General features: G+C 56.3%; 22 protein-coding genes and 2 pseudogenes. 8 read left to right on the top strand and 16 right to left on the bottom strand.

Features of this window, described 5'->3' with window-relative positions:
* Nucleotides 1–23: 23 nt before the first annotated feature.
* The 11 genes from ALP40_RS06000 to ALP40_RS05950 all read right to left on the bottom strand — a co-directional run bounded on the left by ALP40_RS06000 (nucleotide 24) and on the right by ALP40_RS05950 (nucleotide 7048).
* A complete protein-coding gene (locus tag ALP40_RS06000) occupies nucleotides 24–410 on the bottom strand; it encodes a RidA family protein (RefSeq protein WP_099230520.1) in 387 nt (128 codons plus the stop codon).
* Between the two features lie 23 nt (nucleotides 411–433).
* A complete protein-coding gene (locus ALP40_RS05995; protein WP_122207348.1) occupies nucleotides 434–1225 on the bottom strand; it encodes an amino acid ABC transporter ATP-binding protein in 792 nt (263 codons plus the stop codon).
* Nucleotides 1222–1884, bottom strand: coding sequence for an amino acid ABC transporter permease (locus tag ALP40_RS05990; protein WP_122207346.1), 663 nt, complete (start codon nucleotides 1882–1884; stop codon nucleotides 1222–1224). Before ALP40_RS05990 ends, ALP40_RS05995 begins: the two co-directional genes overlap by 4 nt.
* Before the next feature lie 9 nt (nucleotides 1885–1893).
* The gene (locus ALP40_RS05985) at nucleotides 1894–2556 is read right to left on the bottom strand and encodes an amino acid ABC transporter permease (RefSeq protein WP_122207345.1); all 663 of its coding nucleotides are present in this window, start codon (nucleotides 2554–2556) and stop codon (nucleotides 1894–1896) included.
* A gap of 64 nt (nucleotides 2557–2620) precedes the next feature.
* Nucleotides 2621–3472 (bottom strand): transporter substrate-binding domain-containing protein, encoded by an 852-nt coding sequence (locus ALP40_RS05980; protein WP_122207344.1) that lies wholly within the window; start codon nucleotides 3470–3472, stop codon nucleotides 2621–2623.
* A gap of 424 nt (nucleotides 3473–3896) precedes the next feature.
* Entirely contained in the window at nucleotides 3897–4244 is a 348-nt protein-coding gene (locus ALP40_RS05975) for a 2-oxoacid ferredoxin oxidoreductase (protein ID WP_183135997.1), read from the bottom strand.
* Nucleotides 4245–4292: 48 nt separating this feature from the next.
* The gene (locus tag ALP40_RS05970) at nucleotides 4293–4736 is read right to left on the bottom strand and encodes a hemerythrin domain-containing protein (RefSeq protein ID WP_181112899.1); all 444 of its coding nucleotides are present in this window, start codon (nucleotides 4734–4736) and stop codon (nucleotides 4293–4295) included.
* 114 nt (nucleotides 4737–4850) lie between these two features.
* On the bottom strand, nucleotides 4851–5276 hold the full coding sequence (locus ALP40_RS05965) for a DUF3830 family protein (protein WP_122207340.1): 426 nt from the start codon (nucleotides 5274–5276) through the stop codon (nucleotides 4851–4853).
* Nucleotides 5273–5878, bottom strand: coding sequence for a GNAT family N-acetyltransferase (locus ALP40_RS05960; RefSeq protein WP_122207339.1), 606 nt, complete (start codon nucleotides 5876–5878; stop codon nucleotides 5273–5275). The genes ALP40_RS05965 and ALP40_RS05960 overlap by 4 nt, the downstream gene beginning before the upstream one ends.
* A 102-nt stretch (nucleotides 5879–5980) precedes the next feature.
* A complete protein-coding gene (locus ALP40_RS05955) occupies nucleotides 5981–6178 on the bottom strand; it encodes a hypothetical protein (protein WP_122207337.1) in 198 nt (65 codons plus the stop codon).
* 168 nt (nucleotides 6179–6346) lie between these two features.
* Nucleotides 6347–7048 (bottom strand): DUF3053 domain-containing protein, encoded by a 702-nt coding sequence (locus ALP40_RS05950; RefSeq protein WP_122207336.1) that lies wholly within the window; start codon nucleotides 7046–7048, stop codon nucleotides 6347–6349.
* Between the two features lie 361 nt (nucleotides 7049–7409).
* Between ALP40_RS05950 and ALP40_RS25505 the strand changes: the two genes are divergently transcribed.
* Complete coding sequence (locus tag ALP40_RS25505) at nucleotides 7410–7559, top strand: hypothetical protein (protein ID WP_181112896.1); 150 nt, start codon at nucleotides 7410–7412, stop codon at nucleotides 7557–7559.
* A gap of 272 nt (nucleotides 7560–7831) precedes the next feature.
* Here ALP40_RS25505 and ALP40_RS05945 read toward each other — a convergent pair whose 3' ends face one another.
* The gene (locus tag ALP40_RS05945) at nucleotides 7832–9748 is read right to left on the bottom strand and encodes a methyl-accepting chemotaxis protein (protein ID WP_183136005.1); all 1917 of its coding nucleotides are present in this window, start codon (nucleotides 9746–9748) and stop codon (nucleotides 7832–7834) included.
* 426 nt (nucleotides 9749–10174) lie between these two features.
* Here ALP40_RS05945 and ALP40_RS05940 point away from each other — a divergent pair, with 426 nt between their 5' ends.
* Entirely contained in the window at nucleotides 10175–10951 is a 777-nt protein-coding gene (locus ALP40_RS05940; RefSeq protein ID WP_183135996.1) for a cytochrome c, read from the top strand.
* 329 nt (nucleotides 10952–11280) lie between these two features.
* Complete coding sequence (locus ALP40_RS05935; RefSeq protein WP_147478296.1) at nucleotides 11281–11607, top strand: hypothetical protein; 327 nt, start codon at nucleotides 11281–11283, stop codon at nucleotides 11605–11607.
* A gap of 532 nt (nucleotides 11608–12139) precedes the next feature.
* Here the strand turns inward: ALP40_RS05935 and ALP40_RS05925 are convergent.
* The 4 genes and pseudogenes from ALP40_RS05925 to ALP40_RS26085 all read right to left on the bottom strand — a co-directional run.
* Entirely contained in the window at nucleotides 12140–12445 is a 306-nt protein-coding gene (locus ALP40_RS05925; protein WP_122207446.1) for a hypothetical protein, read from the bottom strand.
* Nucleotides 12446–12549: 104 nt separating this feature from the next.
* Nucleotides 12550–12744, bottom strand: a complete 195-nt coding sequence (locus tag ALP40_RS05920; protein ID WP_122207330.1) for a hypothetical protein — start codon at nucleotides 12742–12744, stop codon at nucleotides 12550–12552.
* Nucleotides 12745–12869: 125 nt separating this feature from the next.
* The gene (locus ALP40_RS26090; RefSeq protein WP_375139992.1) at nucleotides 12870–13598 is read right to left on the bottom strand and encodes a methyl-accepting chemotaxis protein; all 729 of its coding nucleotides are present in this window, start codon (nucleotides 13596–13598) and stop codon (nucleotides 12870–12872) included.
* Nucleotides 13599–13727: 129 nt separating this feature from the next.
* Nucleotides 13728–14495: pseudogene (locus ALP40_RS26085) on the bottom strand (MCP four helix bundle domain-containing protein); the annotation flags it as partial.
* A 302-nt stretch (nucleotides 14496–14797) separates the two neighbouring features.
* Here ALP40_RS26085 and ALP40_RS26080 point away from each other — a divergent pair.
* The 5 genes and pseudogenes from ALP40_RS26080 to ALP40_RS05900 all read left to right on the top strand — a co-directional run bounded on the left by ALP40_RS26080 (nucleotide 14798) and on the right by ALP40_RS05900 (nucleotide 18056).
* On the top strand, nucleotides 14798–14959 hold the full coding sequence (locus ALP40_RS26080; protein WP_259640680.1) for a hypothetical protein: 162 nt from the start codon (nucleotides 14798–14800) through the stop codon (nucleotides 14957–14959).
* A 34-nt stretch (nucleotides 14960–14993) separates the two neighbouring features.
* Nucleotides 14994–15371, top strand: a complete 378-nt coding sequence (locus ALP40_RS26075; RefSeq protein ID WP_259640679.1) for a hypothetical protein — start codon at nucleotides 14994–14996, stop codon at nucleotides 15369–15371.
* Nucleotides 15372–15488: 117 nt separating this feature from the next.
* Nucleotides 15489–15875, top strand: a complete 387-nt coding sequence (locus tag ALP40_RS26070; RefSeq protein WP_259640678.1) for a hypothetical protein — start codon at nucleotides 15489–15491, stop codon at nucleotides 15873–15875.
* Nucleotides 15876–16227: 352 nt separating this feature from the next.
* Nucleotides 16228–16446, top strand: a pseudogene (locus tag ALP40_RS25750) (site-specific integrase); the annotation flags it as partial.
* A gap of 20 nt (nucleotides 16447–16466) precedes the next feature.
* The gene (locus ALP40_RS05900) at nucleotides 16467–18056 is read left to right on the top strand and encodes an ABC-F family ATPase (RefSeq protein ID WP_025995726.1); all 1590 of its coding nucleotides are present in this window, start codon (nucleotides 16467–16469) and stop codon (nucleotides 18054–18056) included.
* Nucleotides 18057–18077: the final 21 nt, after the last annotated feature.

Raw genomic sequence — 18077 nt, 5'->3', positions numbered from 1 at the left:
GGGCTGGCGGCAAACCTGAGCCGCTACTTCTGCCGATAGGCGATGCAATCGATCTCGACTTTGCAGTCCACCATCATGTTGGCCTGCACACAAGCACGCGCTGGCGCATGTTCCGGCGTGAAGTATTCGCCAAAGACCTTGTTGAAGCTCCAGAAGTCGCGCGGATCCTCAAGCCATACGCCGACGCGGATGACGTCCTTGAGTTCGTAACCGGCCTCGTCGAGGATCGCGATCAGGTTGCGCATCGTCTGATGGGTCTGCTCGACAATACCGCCAACGATGATCTCGCCATCCACCGCCGGGACCTGCCCGGACACGTGTAACCAGCCATCGGCCTCGACGGCACGGGCGAATGGACGAGGCTGGCCGCCTCCAGCGGTGCTACCAGCACCGTAACGGGTAATACTCATGGGGTTCTCCTTCTTGAAAAATATTAAAACCGGATGTTTTTGAGAAATTCGCTCAAACGCGCCGACTTGGGCTGTTCAAACAAGGTTTTGGGCGGACCCTGCTCTTCAATACGGCCCTGATTCATGAACACGATCTGATCGGACACCTCATAAGCGAAACGCATTTCGTGGGTCACCAGCAACATGGTCATGCCCTCTTCCGCGAGGTCTTTGATAACGTTGAGCACCTCGCCGACCAGCTCCGGGTCCAGTGCCGAAGTCACCTCATCGAACAGCATCAGGCTGGGGTTCATGGCAATGGCCCGGGCAATCGCCACGCGTTGTTGTTGGCCGCCGGACAACTGGCCTGGAAAGTGATCGCGCCTCGAAAGCAGGCCTACCCGATCCAGCCATTTCTCGGCCAGGGCGACGGCTTGATCCTTGGGCATCTTCTTGACCTTGAGCAGCCCCAGCGTCACGTTCTGCAGCGCACTCAAATGCGGAAACAGGTTGAATTGCTGAAACGCCATGCCGGTCATGGACCGGTGCTGGGCAATGAGCCGTTCCGGATGACGCGTCCGCTTGCCGTTCACGTCGCTGTAACCGATGTCCTGGCCGTCGAGCCGGATATGTCCGCCCTGAAACTCTTCCAGCAGGTTGACGCACCTGAGCAGCGTGGTCTTGCCCGAACCGCTGGAGCCGATCAGGGTGACGACATTGCCTTTCTGCATGCGCAGATCGACCCCTTTGAGAACCTCGACGTCACCATAGGATTTGTGCAGCCCCTCGATACTCAACAGTGCCGGGGACAAGGCTTTTGTCTGGGTTTGTGTCATGGCAAGGCCACCCGTTTTTCGATATGTCGCCCGAGCAGCTCAATGGCGTAGTTGATGAGAAAGAACAGAAAACCGGCGAACAGGTAGAACTCAAGGGTCATGAAATTGCGGACGATCACCTGTTGCGTGCTGAGCAGCAATTCGGCAACACCGATCACTGACAGCAAGGTCGAGGCCTTGACGATCTCGGTTGAGGAATTGACCCAGGTCGGCAAGATCTGACGCATGGCCTGTGGTAGCAGCACGTAACGCAACGACTGACCAAACCGCAGGCCGATTGCCTTGCCCGCTTCAAGCTGCCCATGCGCAATCGCCTGCAGGGCACCGCGCACGATCTCCGACACATGGGAGCCGCAAAACAGCGTCAGGCCCAAGGCTCCGGCCTGAAATGCACTGATCTGCCAGCCCAGCGCAGGCACCATGTAAAAGACCGCGAGCACCAGCACGAACACCGGCGTGCCGCGAATCAGGTCGACGTACAACCGGATCGGCAATCGCGCGAAGAATCCTCCGTAGGTCAGCACCAGACCGGCGAGCATGCCGATCAGGGTGCCAAAGAGAATGGCCAGCGCCGAACACTGAATGCTGATCAAAAAGCCCGACCACAATACCTCACGGGCATTCCAGAGCTCTTGCAGCCAGCTTGGGGATTGATACATGGCAGCCTCCTAGCGGCGAATCGCCAGACGTTGTTCGAGGGTGCGCAGCAGCATGGCGATCCCGTAGCAGGCCACGACGTAAAGCGCCGTGGTCACCAGCCAGGTTTCGATCACACGATAGCTTTCGACGTTGATCTTGCGCGCGTAATAGGTCAGTTCCGGTACAGCGATGGCAGCGGCCAGCGACGTGTCCTTGAACAACGAAATGAAGTTGTTCGACAGCGCGGGCAGCACATTGCGCAGCATCACCGGCACGACGATATACGCCCTGACCTGCCATTCCCCAAGGCCAATGGCCAGCCCCGCTTCACGCTGCCCTTTGTGAATACTCAACAGACCTGCACGAAACACTTCAGTCAGGTAAGCGCCGGCATACAGCGACAGGGTGATGACGAACGAAGGCAGCTTGTCTAGACGAATGCCCAAGCCGGGCAACGCGAAATAGATCAACAGAATCAACACCAGGATCGGCGTATTGCGCACCACAGTGACGTAGACCGACGCCACGATGCGCAGTGCGCGGTAACGCGACAGCAGCGCAAAGGCGTTCATCAAGCCGATCACACAGCCGATGGCAATCGAGATCAGGGCCAGCTCCAGTCCAAGACCCAACCCGGCCAAAAGGCTGGGAAAGTCTCGCCACACGGCGTCAAAATTCAACTGATAGTTCATGGTGGTCTTTACCCGGCAGGGTCAACGTGCTCGCTCCCCTGCCCTTCAAGAGGTTCGATCCGATTTATTTGTATTCCATCGGGAAGCCAATCGCAGGCACAGGCAGGTCTACACCAAACCACTGCTTGAACGAGGCGGCATAGGCCGGAAACTCAACGCCGGTCATGGCTTCATGCAAGGCCGTATTGACGAAGTTCAACCAGTCCTGATCGCCACGTTTGACGGCACAGGCGTAGGTTTGCGGGCTCCAGGCGAAGGCTGGCGACCGATAGCGGCCCGGGTTCTGCACCATCAGGTATTTGACCGAAGACTGATCGGTGGCTGCCGTGTCTGCACGGCCGGAGTTGATGGCCTGGTACATCAGGTCAACGCTGTCGTACTGATCGACCTTGGCTTTAGGCAGCGCCTGATGCACCAGCTCCTCGGCGTAAACGTTTTGCAATACGGCGACCGTCACATCGTCACCGGCCGCCTTCAGATCATCGATTTCCTTGTACTTGCTGTTGGCGGGCAGTAACAGGGCGACCCCTTCGCGGTAGTACGGCAAGGTAAACGCGACCTGTTGAGCACGGCTGGCGGTGACGGTGATGAACTGGCAGCTGATATCGACTTTGTCGGTCAGCAGATTGGGAATGCGCGCGTCAGAGGATTGCACCACGAACTCGACCTTACCTGGATCATTGAACAGCCCTTTGGCGATGATCCTGCCGATATCTATATCAAACCCCTGCAACTTGCCGTCCGCGCCCTGAAAGTGCCAGGGCGCGTTGGTGCTGCCGGTGCCGACGACCAGATTGCCGCGTTTCAATACTGCGTCCAGTTTGCTGCCTTCTGCCGCCATCACTGGATGAGCCAGTGTGGCAGTAACTGTAAAAGCAAAAACGCAGGTTTTCAGAAAAGAAGGTCCGTAGCGCATCACATGAACTCCATCGAGGTTGTTTTTCCGCTATAGCGGACACGTGTATGTAACAACGGAATAGAGAGCAGAAAGTGTGCCACAGAACACCTGACACAAGCAGGCCGCGAAAAAACTGATTCGAATCAAGACGGTTATGTGATGAGTGCAATTCAAAGGATTGCTGAGAGAGGTGTTTCCAGTATCAACAGATGGGTAGCAAGGCCCCATCACTGTGCGTGCGCGCCGCAAACGGGCACATCACCGACTTTCGATAAACAGTGGGTGCGCTCAAGAAAGACCAATGCGTTGAATCGAGATCGAGTGGCTAAAACATAGCTTTCGCGAGCCAGCTCGCTCCCGCATCAGGTCGGCATCTCTTCACAGAAATGCCAGGGCTGGCGAGAGCGGAAAAGCCCGGCAGAGTGCGGGCTTGAAGCGATGCTTAGAGGCAGGTGCCGATGGCGGCTGAGCGTATGCTCGTCTGGGAGTCGCTCGGTGCGGCGTAAAAATCGACTGAAGAAGCTGCGCCCTGAGGACGTATGTCAGCGAAGTAACGCGTCTCGGTGGTGAACACGGTAAACCCGCCGCCGGAGAGCTTGTCCATGAACACATCTGCAGAAGTACCGAACATCGCTTCGTTCTGCCACGTCACCTGGATGCACTGGGCAACGGCAGCGGCCGGTTTAGTGCTGGACAAAATCTTGAGCGGTCCACCCGAGCGAGCCGAGTTCGATGGCGCCGCGCACCCAACCAATACCGCTGCCGCAATCACCAGAATCGGAAACTTCATGTCATGCCTTCGCTGAGAAAAAACCGATTCTAGCATCGTGAACACCTGTCATCCCTCGGCAAGTTGCTCTTCGTACTCTTTAACGTATTTACCCGCCAATGCCTGTTTCTGCTTTTCATCCAGAAGCTTGCCCGCCATCTGGAAAAACTTTTGCTCTTCTTCTTTCAAGTGGTGATGCACTTTCTCCGACAACTTCTTCGCCGTGGCCAGCCACGCCGGGCTGGACATCTCGGTTTCGTCCAGCTCCTCCATCATTTCGTCCATTTCGTGATGCTCGGAAATGGCATGGCGACTCAGATCAACACCGTTGTCGTGTTCCATCAACGGAATATAGAAGAAGCGCTCTTCGGCCGTTTCATGTGCCTGAAGCTCTTCCTTGAGTTGCTTATAGGCCTGAGCCCGGGCTTCTGAATCGCCACTGGTCTGGATCAGTGCATCGGCATAGCCGCGTTGACGATCATGGCTTTCGCGTAGGGCTTCGAAAATATTCAAGGACTGATCTCCAGTTCGGCTTCCGGGTTCTGGAAGCATTGTTGACTAGACCCTTGGCGGAGATCAGCGGTTCCAAAAAATACTGGCAAATCAGTATCTCGTTTGAAACACCCCTCAGGCGCGTTCGAACACTACGTCCTGTGCCCCTTCCCACAGCGTTTTCACGCCCAGTTTGCGCAGATTTTCCTTACCCTCGGTGATCGTCAGGAAATGGTTGCCCGCCAACTGCCCCATCTTGCTGGCAAAACAGCACGAGCCATACGCGAGGATGATTTCCGTCTCGCTGTAACCCCCCGGGTAAAACAGAATGTCACCCACCGACGGATGGCTCGTGGCATTTTCGAAACCGACCGGTGTGTCATCCACCTTCAGTTCGTAATCGTCCAACGGCACCCAGCAACCCTCGCCACTCCAACGCACATGAATGAACTTCTGTCGGTAAGGCAGCAGCTCTAGAAAGGCTGCGACAGTCTTCGGCGCATCCGGGTTGGTTTCGGCGAGAAATTCGTAGCCACCGGCGGCGATTTTTATGAGGGTCAAGGCAACGGCTCCTTAGAAGCGTCTGAGATCAGGACTGACGATGTGTGCGACTGTACCTCATCACCATCCAGCCGTTTGGCAAACAGCCGATTGCCATGTTCCTCGCCTTGAAACACGTAGACCGGCGAGCCCTTAAGCGAATAGCCCATGCCTGGGTAAAACGCCAGCGCCCGCTCATTGCCCACCCAGACCGTTGCCCATAGCAACGACGCACCATCACGTGCCGCATGCTGCTCGGCGGCCTTGAGCAAGCGGCGCCCCAGGCCGTGTCCGGTAAACCGTTCCTGAACATACAATCGTTGCAATTCGGCCGCCTGCGCACTGTCGTCGATCATCTCGTGCGCAGTATGCAGGGCCACTTGAGCAAACCCCACCAGATGCCCGTTTGACTCGGCAACCATAATGAACGTCTCGGGCTGGGCAATGATCCGCGCCACGGCCTGACAGGAAAACGCCTCAAATGCCTCTTGAGCAATAGACGCGCGAATGCCATCGGTGGCGTATGTATCCAGAAACACCTGTAGCCCCAGTGCGGCCAAGCACAGCGAATCTTCGACCACAGCGTCGCGAAGGCGTATATCAAGAGGGGTGGTATTGAACATGAGGGCAGGGTCGGGGAAGACTGACGAGGCGCAAATCATACATCACGGCGAAGGCTCACCCGCCGAGAAAGCCCGATATCCGTACCGGGCTCGAATGGCCGGTCAATGTTGAAACAGATGCTCTTTCGCCGCCTTGATCCGCTTTTCCCGCTCCTTGATGAGCCGGTCAGCAAGGTCGGCGGCAGCCAGGACTGCCTCCTGCGCAGTCTCGGTCTGGGTGATCGTCGTGCTCAGCGCAGCCGCCGCGTAGCGGTCCCAGGCAAGCACTTCTTCATTGAAAAGTGGTGGTATTGTCGACACGCTTCACCTCCTCACTGCAAGGCCTGACAGTGCGTCAGGCTGTCTGCCAGACAGACTAGGCGGTGACGAGGATTTCGCAACCGACCGGACAGCCTGGCCGCCGGCAAACGGGTGCCCGCCCGAGCGGACTCCTGCCATCAGGAGACCGCTCAGGCGCGTGCCGATAAACTATCGGCCCAGCATGAGCGACTGCAGACGGCTTTGCGCCTGCTGCACGTTCCTGGCCTGATTGTTCAGGTCCTGCAGAAGCTTGTTGAGTTCGGTCTGCACCACCGGATCGTTCACTTTGGCAACCGAGCCGGAAAGATCGATCTGTGATTTGTGTGCGTCAACGTAGTCGGCGATCTTTACGGTGCTGTCGAACGTGGCACTGATCTGTGGCAGGACTTCACGAAAGGTATTGGCCGGTACGCTGACCGTCTTGTCATAGGCTTTGTCATAGACAGCCTTGAGGTCATCCGGCTGCTTGAGCGTCTCATGAGCGGCGTCGGCCTTGGCCTGCTCTTTGGTCAGTTGTTCGCCCATGTCATTGAGACCTGTCTGGACGGCCTTGAGGTCTGCACGGCGTGCGATCACGTCATTCAACGAGCGAATGGCACCTTTCTGAACCAAATCATTAAGCGGCTTGACCGAGGCGTCCATACCGGCGTTGAAGTCCGAAATGACCGCGTAGTGAGAGCTGTAGTCCCCGAACGACTTCTTCTCATCATCAGTGAGCTTAGGAACACGAACACCTGGCTTATCGACAATGCGGGTTTGTAGAAACTGGGTAAACGCAGCGCGTTGCTCCGGTTCCTTGTCGCCACATCCTGTGAGTAACAACGGCAATACGACTGCAAAGAGCAAACCGGAACGAAAGAGCGACTTCATGTCATGAACCTCAAGGAATGGAAATACGCGCCAGCGTCAGTCGACTGCACTGGCACAAGCGCATCTATAGTCTCGTAATGACATCCTCTAGTTCCGTGCTCACTCTCAAAAACTGCACGTTATAAACGGACCGATGTTTCACCGAAACGATCAGGATGATGCAGGCGACAAGGCTGGGGTCAGGGCCTGCGGCCAACCTGTGTGTAAGCGGGCAGCCGAAGCACAGTCTGCCCGCAATCACTGGCTAGAGCCTCGTCACAGGCCGCAAGCATGAAAGTTCCTGAAGAAATCTTCATCAAGTGAAACGATTCAGCAACTACGCTTCCGTGACCGACAACGTGAATCACAGGAGTAACTCACAATGTTCGCGCACGAAGGCTTCGCCTTGATTTCTATCTTCATCGTCTTTCTGCTTGGAGCGATTGCGATGTGCATCCACCCTCTTCATGCACTGAAAACCCGTCTGGCGCAGCGCAAGCTTGCAAGTAAACAGGAGCAGAATCCGGAGTAATGCTGACCTGCCGGAAAGCCCGGTGATCACTGGGCTTTCCTGTCATCGCGCTCACTTCAAAGCGAAACCTTTCTAACTTATTTGCCACTTAAGGCAAAACGTCACATGAGGTGGCTGTTAAGTGTCCACGCCAGGTTCAATACAAGCCCTTTAAAGCGTCGCGACAAGGCTTCTACCGATTTCGAGTACCAGAAAGGCGCGCCCTCAAATGCACAAAAGCCTGAACGTTCGCACCTTCAGGCTTTTGCACATCAAACCAGCGCCGTTAAGCGTCAGCTCACTTTGAATCGACCCACAAGCCCTTGCTGGTGTTCGGCCAGCCGAGCCAGTTCGCGGCTGGTGATGGCCGTCTGCTCGGCACCGGCACTGACCTGGATAACCAGCGCGTTGATGTCAGTGACGTTGCGGTGAATCTCTTCAGCCACCACGCTTTGCTGCTCGGCGGCCGAGGCGACCTGAATGTTACGGTCGCTGATGGTGGCGATACCATCGGCGATCTCTTCGAGCAACTCGCCGGCACGCACGACATTACTGGCGCCCTCCTGGGCTTTGCCAAGGGTTTCCTGCATCGAGGTCGCCGCACGGTCCGAACCGGATTGCAGGTTGGCGATCATTTTCTGGATGCTGACGGTGGAATCCTGAGTCTTTTTGGCCAGATTCCGGACCTCATCGGCGACCACCGCAAAGCCACGACCCTGCTCACCCGCACGGGCCGCTTCGATGGCTGCGTTCAGTGCCAGCAGGTTGGTTTGCTCGGCCACACCGCGGATCACATCCAGCACCGAGGAGATGGAATCACTCTCCCCCTTGAGTTCGTCGATGATCCGGGAAGTCTGTTCGGCCTGCACCTCAAGGCCCTGGATCAGGCTGATGGTGTTCTCGATTTCAGTCTTGCCCTGCACAGTGCTCGCATTGACCCGCTGCGACATTTCGGCGGCGTCGGTCGTGCTGTGCGCAACGTCCTTGACGGTGGCGCTCATCTCGCTGATCGCGGTCACTACCTGATCGGTGCCCTGACGCTGCTGAGCGACGTTCTGACTGGTTTGCAATGCGACGGCCGAAGACTGCTCGGCTGCGGTAGCGACCTGAGCGGTAGCGCTGCCGATCTCGCGAATGACTTCGCTGATTTGCAGCGCCATGTTGTCCAGGTTGCGCGCTATCTCACCGAACTCGTCTTTGCCCGTGTAGCGAGTTCTGGCCGTGAGGTCCCGGGTGGAAAGCGAGATCAGGGTGCGGTTCACATCAACGACGGCAATCTTGATGTTACGAATGATCACCGACGCCAGCCACAGCACGGCCATCAACATCAGCACAACGGTGGCGACTGCCACGTACAGACTGCGTTCGGCGTCGTTGCGCTCGTCGTTGGCCAGCCCTACCACCATCTGACCCAACTCCGATTCCACCTGAGCCATCAGGTCGATGCGGCTGGTCGACAGGTTGAACCAGTCTTCAGGTTTGATATTGAGAGGGTCACCCAGGGGTGTATCGAAACCCAGGCGCTGCAGGCGAGCCACTTCCAGTGAGCCGGGTTGTTGCAGCACAGCGTCCAGCTTGTTCTTGAACGCTACGGGCGACCAGCGCTGGAAGGCTTCGAAGTACCCGGAGAATTCACCCAGGTTGCGACTGAAACGCGACAACAGCGCGGCGTCAAATCGGTTCTGATTGAAGGCCAGACCCAGCAGCACGCGTTCGCGGCCGGCACGCTCTTTCATGTCAACGAACTGGTTGAGCGAGCTCAATGAGCGCAGGATCTGCGGATCGTCGATACTGGATTCCAGCGAGTAATTGAAACCGATCATGACTTTGATCAGGTCGGTAAAACGGGTACCGGACTCAGTATTGTTGATGGCCTGGCCATCCACTTTCATACGAAGCGCCGTCAGATCGTCGATGGCGCGCAGTACCTTGTCAGGCTCCGGAAGACCTTCGGTCGACTGGGCCCGCATTGCTGCGACCGCTTTGTCGGTTTCCAGACGAAGGCTTTTGAGCTTGTCCTGCATGGTCTTGCCACCACTGCCCAGAAACACGCCGCTGGCTCCGCGCTCGCGCTGCATGGTAGTCACGACATCACTCAACTTTTGAGCAGCGCCGGTGGCAGTGACGGCGCGATTCATGGAACCCAGCGTGTCGCTTTTATCAGCGACGAAGATACCTGCGAAGGCCAGAAAACCCAGCAGGGGAAACATTAGAATGAGCAGTAATTTCGTACTCAAAGGGGCATTTCTAAGCATTGCAGACCTCATGACTTGCACTCTTTTGGTTAGAACTACCTCGGGCGAACGTTCTTTAAGTGACGTCTCAGAGAGCCAAAGATGATCAATATCAGCCTGCCGTAGCCGTATTTTCCTCCATTCGAATGGTGTCGGCCGTTTGCTGCCAAGCTTTACCTGCGCACCTGCATTTAGAGCGCATCCGGCCTACATGAGGTCTTCCCCTACAGGCGGCGCAACTTAGTCGTTTTATTCACTGGACCGTGAAAGCATCCCTTCGTATAAACAGATGGATGTTTGTTCACGCGCAACGATGTTCGACCTTGACGGCTTTGCGAGACTTCTCGCACTTATGAGAGAGAGGGCCACCTTTTGAAAGCGCTTGTTCTGTTCGGAGTTTTGATGCTGAGCACCTCGTTGCATGCTGCACAACTGCAGATGCAGCTTGGCGAGAACAGCCGCACCTTGAAAACCGAAGAATTGCTCAGCCATCCTCAGTTGCAAACCATCACCGTAAAAGACGATGTGTCCTATCACAGGGACATGACCTATCGCGCCGTACCCCTGGCCGCACTGCTGACTGGCATACGACCTGGCGACCACCTGCAGGCAGTCGCTCTGGACGGCTTTGCTGCCGAAATGCCCGCCGCGCCGTTGCTCAACGACAAAGGCGCGCGGGCCTGGCTGGCGATTGAAGACCCTGCCCATCCTTGGCCGCCGCTCGCTGCCGACAAACCCAGCGCCGGGCCTTTCTATATCGTGTGGACGGATCCGCAGGCCGCCCATATCAGCCCCGAACAGTGGCCATTTGAAGTGGCCAGCATCCAGCGCATGGCATCGGTTGCCGAACGCTTCCCCGCCCTGCTGCCGGATCCTGCGCTGAAGAGTGACGACCCGGTCAATCAAGGCTTTGCGCTGTTTCAGCGAAACTGCCTGTCTTGTCATCGTCTCAACGGTGCCGGGGACGCGCAGTTCGGACCGGATCTGAATATCCCCTACAACCCGACCGAGTACTTTGGCGCACAGTTCCTCAGAAGCTACATTCGCAACCCGCAGGACTTGCGCCAGTGGCCGCAGGCGAAGATGCCCGCGTTTTCGGAAACGGTCCTGCCGGATGCCGACCTGGATAAGCTGATAGCGTATTTGGATCATATGGCGGGCAGAAAGGTAGCGCCCTGAGCGCTTTAAGGTGCGCCACTTCCGGATCGGCAGATCACGTGAACGGTGTTGTCGTTGCCTGAACGCATTAAACGCTTGCGGTCGCAGCATGATGACGACCGAACTGAGTGCAATCCAGCGAAACCAGACCGAATCGGGTCGCTTGGCTGAGGCAGTGACGAATATGAACAACGTGGCGGCGTTGTAAAAGCCCTGCCGGGGTTCAGCTGCCAGCCACTGCCCAAGGCAAAGCCATATGGTCGCGGCTTCCCGAAACAACCACCAGCGCGACAGATCCCCAAGTGAAGCGTGTGGCCGCTGCCGAGGAACGGGCCAAGGCGAAGTCCGCGATGGCTAGCAAAGTGCGCGAGCTGGCCGTGACGATGACTAAGGCCGAGATCATGCGTGACACGGGTTGGAGCGACTACACACTGCGCAAGCTGGCCTACGAGTACGGCATCGAGCTCCAAAAATTCGAGCCTACGCCCTTCGTCAAGCCGAACGCCTTGGACCGTTCTCATGACGCTGACAATGTCGAGCGGCTGATCGCAGCGAGGGATCGGGGTTTGAGCCGAAAAGAAGCGATGGCCGACTTGGACACCAGCAATTCGCTGTTGTACCGGCTGATCGAAGAGTACGGCATCGACTATTCATTGCCGCGGGTTCGCAAGAAGTGAGGCGGGTCAACAATCGCGCCCGTCAAGGCTAACGTCGGCAGTACATTCACTTGACGCCCAGCGGCTATACGGAGCTGACAAATAGCCCTCACCCATAAACAGCGGGACGACAAAACAGCGCTCAAGCGGCAGAAGGTCGGGGAAAAGGAGTTGCGGCTCAGGGTCTGGCCAGGCTCCAAGCAGGCGCCGAAAGAGGTGACGGGTGAGCGTTACAGCTACAGCGTCTGCGACAAGCACGACGTATGCGTGAGCTGCGATGCTCACAGGTCCAAGCTGACCGCCCCCTGTGGGGTCGACCTGACGGTTTTATCTGCAAGCCATGCCAAGACCGAGAGGATGCGGTCGCCAAGGTAGCCGCATTAGCCAAAGTGGCAGAAGCAGATTACGACGAGTCGGACTACCCGAGTCGCAAGACTATGGCAACAGGGATATGAGTTCCGATACCTGCGGCGGGCGTTTCAAGGTGCAACTTGAATATGCACATTCGCCACCACGGTGATCGGTGAGCGAATTACCGGCTAACCCGCATTCTTCAGCACAGGTACAACTCAGAAGCCTTGAACGCCTCAAGCTCAGCCTTTGCATTGGCTATCATGTCCGGCGTCATTGGCCTTCCTTTATCGTCTAGCGCCACTGGAGTGCAAGCACAACGACAGCGCACACTGTTATCTGCATCTGCCCACCAAGCGAGCATCTGCTGCCCCGTAAATAACTCGCCATGTCTCTCGACATGATGTTCTCTGCTCGTCTCAGTCAACGCGGACAGGTGCATAAACTTGACCTCCATGCCAAGTCGTTCAGAGTCAGCTATGTCGTTCTCCAGTTTTCGAATACGCATGGCATGAAGCTCTGCATCAGAAATTCTGCCAACCACGGTTACCACCTCCTTTGGGACGTCTTACAGACTCATCACCAAGCGCCAGCGCGCACTGATTCAACCAGTCACTTGCCTAAAGTGAGCTTCTTAAGCTCGTCGTAAATCCCTGAGAGGACGAGCCAAAAGCCCGCAAACACGGAGCCTACGACTAGACCGCCAATCGCGCCCATTACGCCGATGGAGATGTAGCCCGCTAGACCCGCGAAAGCGATAGTTAGGTAGCAGAGATAGTCGTTGAGTCGGATGATTGAGTCTTTCATGTCATTTCCTTATAGACATTGATGGCCAATTGACATTGATCATCTCATCCAACCGAATTTATGGCGAGCACCGCCCGTCATCAGCTCACTCTTGTTACGAATGGGCGAATCCGAGCGATCCAAACCTACATCCGGAACTGGCCTACGAGGCGATTTAATTCGACAGCAAGCTTGGTCAGTTCAGATGTCGCGATGGCTGTTTGACTCGATCCATCAGCAGCTTGATTCGACAGGTCGCGGATGCTTACCAGACTGCGATCCACTTCCCTCGCGACCTGTGCTTGCTCTTCCGAAGCGGTAGCAATCAGGACATTTCGCTCGGTGATATTGTCGATCGACTCGGTGATTTCGACCAGCGCAGAGCCAGCACCATGAGCAGTATCGAGGGTTTTCTGAGCCTGTGCATTCGTATGGCTCATAGCCGACACAGCTGCTCCGGTGCCCTTCTGTATCGAGCTAATCATCTGCTCGATCTCGCTGGTGGACTGCTGGGTGCGATGCGCCAATGCTCTCACCTCGTCGGCTACCACTGCGAATCCACGGCCGGCCTCTCCGGCTCGGGCAGCTTCAATCGCAGCGTTTAGCGCCAGGAGATTGGTCTGTTCAGCGATGGCACGAATGACGTCAAGGACTTTACTGATGTCAGTGGCCATTACAGCAAGACCTTGCACTTCCTGGGTGGCGTCTTCGACGCTCCCGACCATCAGGCTGATCGCTTCGACGGTTTGATCTACACGTGTACGACCGGATACGGCCGCGGAGTTTGAACGATTGGCAGCCTCGGATGCTGCGGAGGCGTTCCTGGCCACCTCTTCAACAGCAGCGCTCATCTGAGTAACAGCCGTAGCGGCCATCTCAACTTCGTTGTTCTGCCGCAGCATGCCTTTGTTTGCATCCTCTGTGACCGCATGCATTTCTTCAGCTGTTGAAGCGAGCTGATTGGAAGAGTCGGAGATGGAGGAAAGCGTGGTACGCAACCCGCCTTGCATTGCCTTCAAAGCCATCATGAGTCGGGCGACTTCATCGTGTCCTTGAGGCTCGATGACTTCTGTCAGATCATTTTTGGCAATGCGTTCGGCAATGGTCAACGACTGGCTAACAGGGTGTGTGATGCTGCGGGTGTACATCAGAGCAAGAACGATTGCTGCGAGCGTGCTCGCTGCAATGAAGCCTCCGACAATGAGCTTCGTATCCTCATAGAGCGCCGTAGCTTCCTCGCCCGCCTTTCTGGCCTTGCCGTTGTTCAGCTCAATTAGATTTTTTATGAGGTGCTCTACAGCATCAGCCGACTGCTTCATCGCTCCGCTGGATAGCTTCACGGCTTCGTCAATATTTGCTGCAGCGATAAGAGCCAAATATTGGTCCTGAAGAACTTGGTATTCAGAATAGGCCTTCGATAGATCGCCGAAGAGTTGCTTGCCCTTTGGGGTCACAATAAGGGGCTGCAGTTTTGAAATCAGATCCTGCACTGCCAACTTTGACTTTTTTACGTCCTCCAAGGCGGCGGCCTGGCGGTCATCCGGTTCAATAGGGTTGCGCAGTCTGGCATTGCTGCCCCTGATACTGACAAAGTCACGGTCCATCATCCCGAGCAAAGAGATGCTTGGTAGAACGTTTGTTTCAACGAATTTTTCAGCAGCATTCAAACTTGATGCCTGTCTGAGCGCAATAAGCCCCAATGCAAGAATCATCAGACAGAACAGTCCGAAGCAGAAAGCGGATCGGGGTGCAAGGTTAAGTTTGCGCAGCATCATATCGAGTACTCCATGTCATGTTCCCCTGTGTCGTCAAGCAAGCCATTCACCACTACCGCCGTCCGTCGGGTTCAGACGCTAACCCCCGCAAATGAGGGGTTTAGACACTCAAGGTTCTTGTAACGGTATGTTTCATCTATTCAAAAAGCGCTAAATTCAAGGGTTCACCCCGGCGTCTCACCGGTAGACCGATTGAGCCAATACTTTCTTTGGGTATTGGATGCATCAATACGAATACCCCTAACCCCGCTTCAACGAATCACGCCATCCCGGCGAGAAATTCGCATGTTTCCCTACAAATGTCCGGGACGACGGTCGTCAGCTTTTCCGGTGGGCGGACCAGCGCCTACATGCTGCGCCACGTACTGGTCGCCAACGATGATCTGGACGATCTGATCGTCACGATTGCCAACACCGGCGAAGCACATCCCGCCATCCGCCAGCCTCGACTTTGCGTATGAATGCTCGCAGCGCCGGCAGGTGCCCATTGTCTGGTTGGAGTACCGCGACGATGATCGAGGCTTAGCCGGTTTCGCCCAAGAAACCGGCAGTCGGGACGGCGAGCCTTTCGAAGCCCTGATCCGTAAACGCAGATACCTGCCGCCCCCTGTGACGAGGTTCTGCCCCATCGGTCTCAAAATCAGAGTGATCCACAAATACCCGCGGACAGTTGGATGCTCAACCGAGGTGACCCCGATCAACATGATGGCCAGCATTCGAGCAGACAAACCGCTCCGGGTAGGCAAGATCCGGCACCGAAAGACTACGACAGAGAGTAAACACGCCACGATAGTGATGCCGCTGGCAGATGCGGGTGTCGGCGTGCTGCAGATCGGAGACTTCTGGAAAGCGCAGCCGTTTGATCTGGAGTGACCAACGATCAATGGCCGCAAGCTGGAGGGCAACTGCGACCTGTTCTTTCTCACAGGCGCAAAGCAGGTCTACCCAATCATCGCCAGTGGCTGCAGCAAGGCTGACTGGTGGGCGCGGATGAAGCGTAAAGCGACCCAGAGTAGCGTCGCCACAACTGGCGGCGCGCTGTGCCGGTTCGATCGACCGAGCTATCAGCAGATAGCTAAATTGCTCGGATACATAATTCGATTTGTTTACGGATCACGACAAAGCGATGGTCTCTTTCTGCGGCGATTAAAAAACAGGTTCGATTTTTTGGCTTTTTACCCCCAAAAAGGGGCATTGCGTTCCCACTATTTAGATAACAGGCATTCCGCTTGTGAATCTAAAAGTGAGGTTTCCGCAATGCGCTGCAAAAACTGCAATACCCTGATCCTAGGCCAAATGAGCAAGATTTTTTGGTCCGGCACCTTCTTTGGCGCGGGCGCTGTTCTGACGTGGCTGATTTACAGCAATATCATCTGACAGCTATCAGCAGGACCCGAGCCCTGAGGGGCTCGCGGTCAAGAAGCAACCTTAGGCAGAACGCCCACTCAACGCCGGCAGGAAAGATTGACAGGCTCACACCTCAACTTCGATACAAGCCTGGCGCGGTATTTACCGGCCACAGCATGAACTTATCGTAGAGCCTATGAACGTCGTGCGCATCAAGGAAGTGCGCGCCCGAGGTCTGTCCCGCATGCAGCCAAGAACCTGATCGGCCTCAGCAGCACGCTGATGGCGCGACTCATCGCTGACTTCGAAATCGATTACCCGGCTGCAAGGATTGATCGCAATTGCGACGCCTTCTATTCCGACCAAACCAGCGCCGGTGCCTCTTCGACACCGGCCACCGTACAACTGTCGTCATACTTATGCGACAATATGCGCAATGTCTGGAATGAACCCCTCCCTTATCGTCCAACAGCTCGGACACTCAGTCCAGATGCTGCTCTCCACATATGCGCGCTGGCTTAGCTCAAGCGGCAACTGGGGCGAGATGGAAAAGCTTCAAATTGGTCCAAGTTGGTCCAAGGCTAAATCCAGAGCCGCGTAACTAATTGATAGGTAAAGTAATTGATCTCCACAGCTAACATCACGATGCAGTTCGGCCCTAAGCCCTTGTTCGAGAACGTCTCGGTCAAGTTTGGTGCCGGTAACCGTTATGGCCTGATCGGCGCCAACGGCTGCGGTAAATCCACGTTCATGAAAATCCTGGGCGGCGATCTTGAGCCTTCGGGTGGTCAGGTGATGCTGGAGCCGAACGTGCGTCTGGGTAAGCTGCGCCAGGATCAGTTCGCCTACGAAGAGTTCACCGTGCTCGACACCGTGATCATGGGTCACGAAGAACTGTGGAAGGTCAAAGCCGAGCGCGATCGCATCTACTCGTTGCCGGAAATGAGCGAAGACGACGGCATGGCCGTTGCCGAGCTGGAAACCGAATTCGCTGAAATGGACGGCTACACGGCCGAGTCCCGCGCCGGTGAACTGTTGCTGGGTCTGGGTATCGGCATCGAGCAGCACAATGGCCCGATGAGCGAAGTGTCGCCGGGCTGGAAACTGCGCGTACTGCTGGCGCAGGCACTGTTCTCCGATCCGGAAGTGCTGTTGCTCGACGAACCGACCAACCACCTGGACATCAACACCATTCGCTGGCTGGAAAACATTCTGACCCAGCGTAACAGCCTGATGATTATCATCTCCCACGACCGTCACTTCCTGAACAGCGTGTGTACTCACATGGCTGACCTGGATTACGGTGAGCTGCGTCTGTTCCCGGGCAACTACGACGAATACATGACCGTGGCGACCCAGTCCCGCGAGCAGTTGCTGTCTGACAACGCCAAGAAGAAGGCGCAGATCTCCGAACTGCAATCGTTCGTCAGCCGCTTCTCGGCCAACGCCTCCAAAGCCAAGCAGGCCACTTCCCGCGCCAAGCAGATCGACAAGATCCAGCTGGCCGAGGTCAAGCCGTCCAGCCGTGTCAGCCCGTTCATCCGTTTCGAGCAGACCAAGAAGCTGCACCGTCAGGCGGTTGTGGTCGAACGCATGGCAAAGGGGTTCGACGGCGTGCCGCTGTTCAAGGACTTCAGCTTCACCGTTGAAGCCGGCGAGCGCGTGGCGATCATTGGCCCGAACGGTATCGGCAAGACCACCCTGCTGCGCACACTGGTCAACGAGTTGCAACCGGATGCAGGCTCGGTGAAATGGACCGAGTCGGCAGAGATCGGTTACTACGCTCAGGACCACGCCCACGATTTCGAAGACGACAGCACCCTCTTCGACTGGATGGGCCAATGGACCCAAGGCGGCGAGCAACTGGTACGTGGCACCTTGGGCCGCATGCTGTTCTCCAACGATGAGATCCTGAAGTCGGTCAAGGTGATTTCAGGTGGTGAGCAGGGTCGCATGCTGTTCGGCAAGCTGATTCTGCAAAAGCCTAACGTGCTGGTGATGGACGAGCCGACCAACCACCTGGACATGGAATCCATCGAGGCCCTCAACCTCGCGCTGGAAAACTACCCAGGCACCCTGGTCTTCGTCAGCCACGACCGTGAGTTCGTGTCCTCGCTGGCCACCCGAATCATCGAGCTGAGCCCGAGCGGTGTGATCGACTTCAGCGGTACATACGACGATTACCTGCGCAGTCAGGGCGTGGCGTTCTAAGCCAGACGCCTGAAACAGAAC

Origin of the sequence: Pseudomonas viridiflava, assembly GCF_003702045.1 — a bacterium.
GTDB lineage: Bacteria > Pseudomonadota > Gammaproteobacteria > Pseudomonadales > Pseudomonadaceae > Aquipseudomonas > Aquipseudomonas viridiflava_C.
The sequence above is the reverse complement of the archived record's forward strand: the minus strand, read 5'-3'. Positions and strand labels throughout refer to the sequence as shown.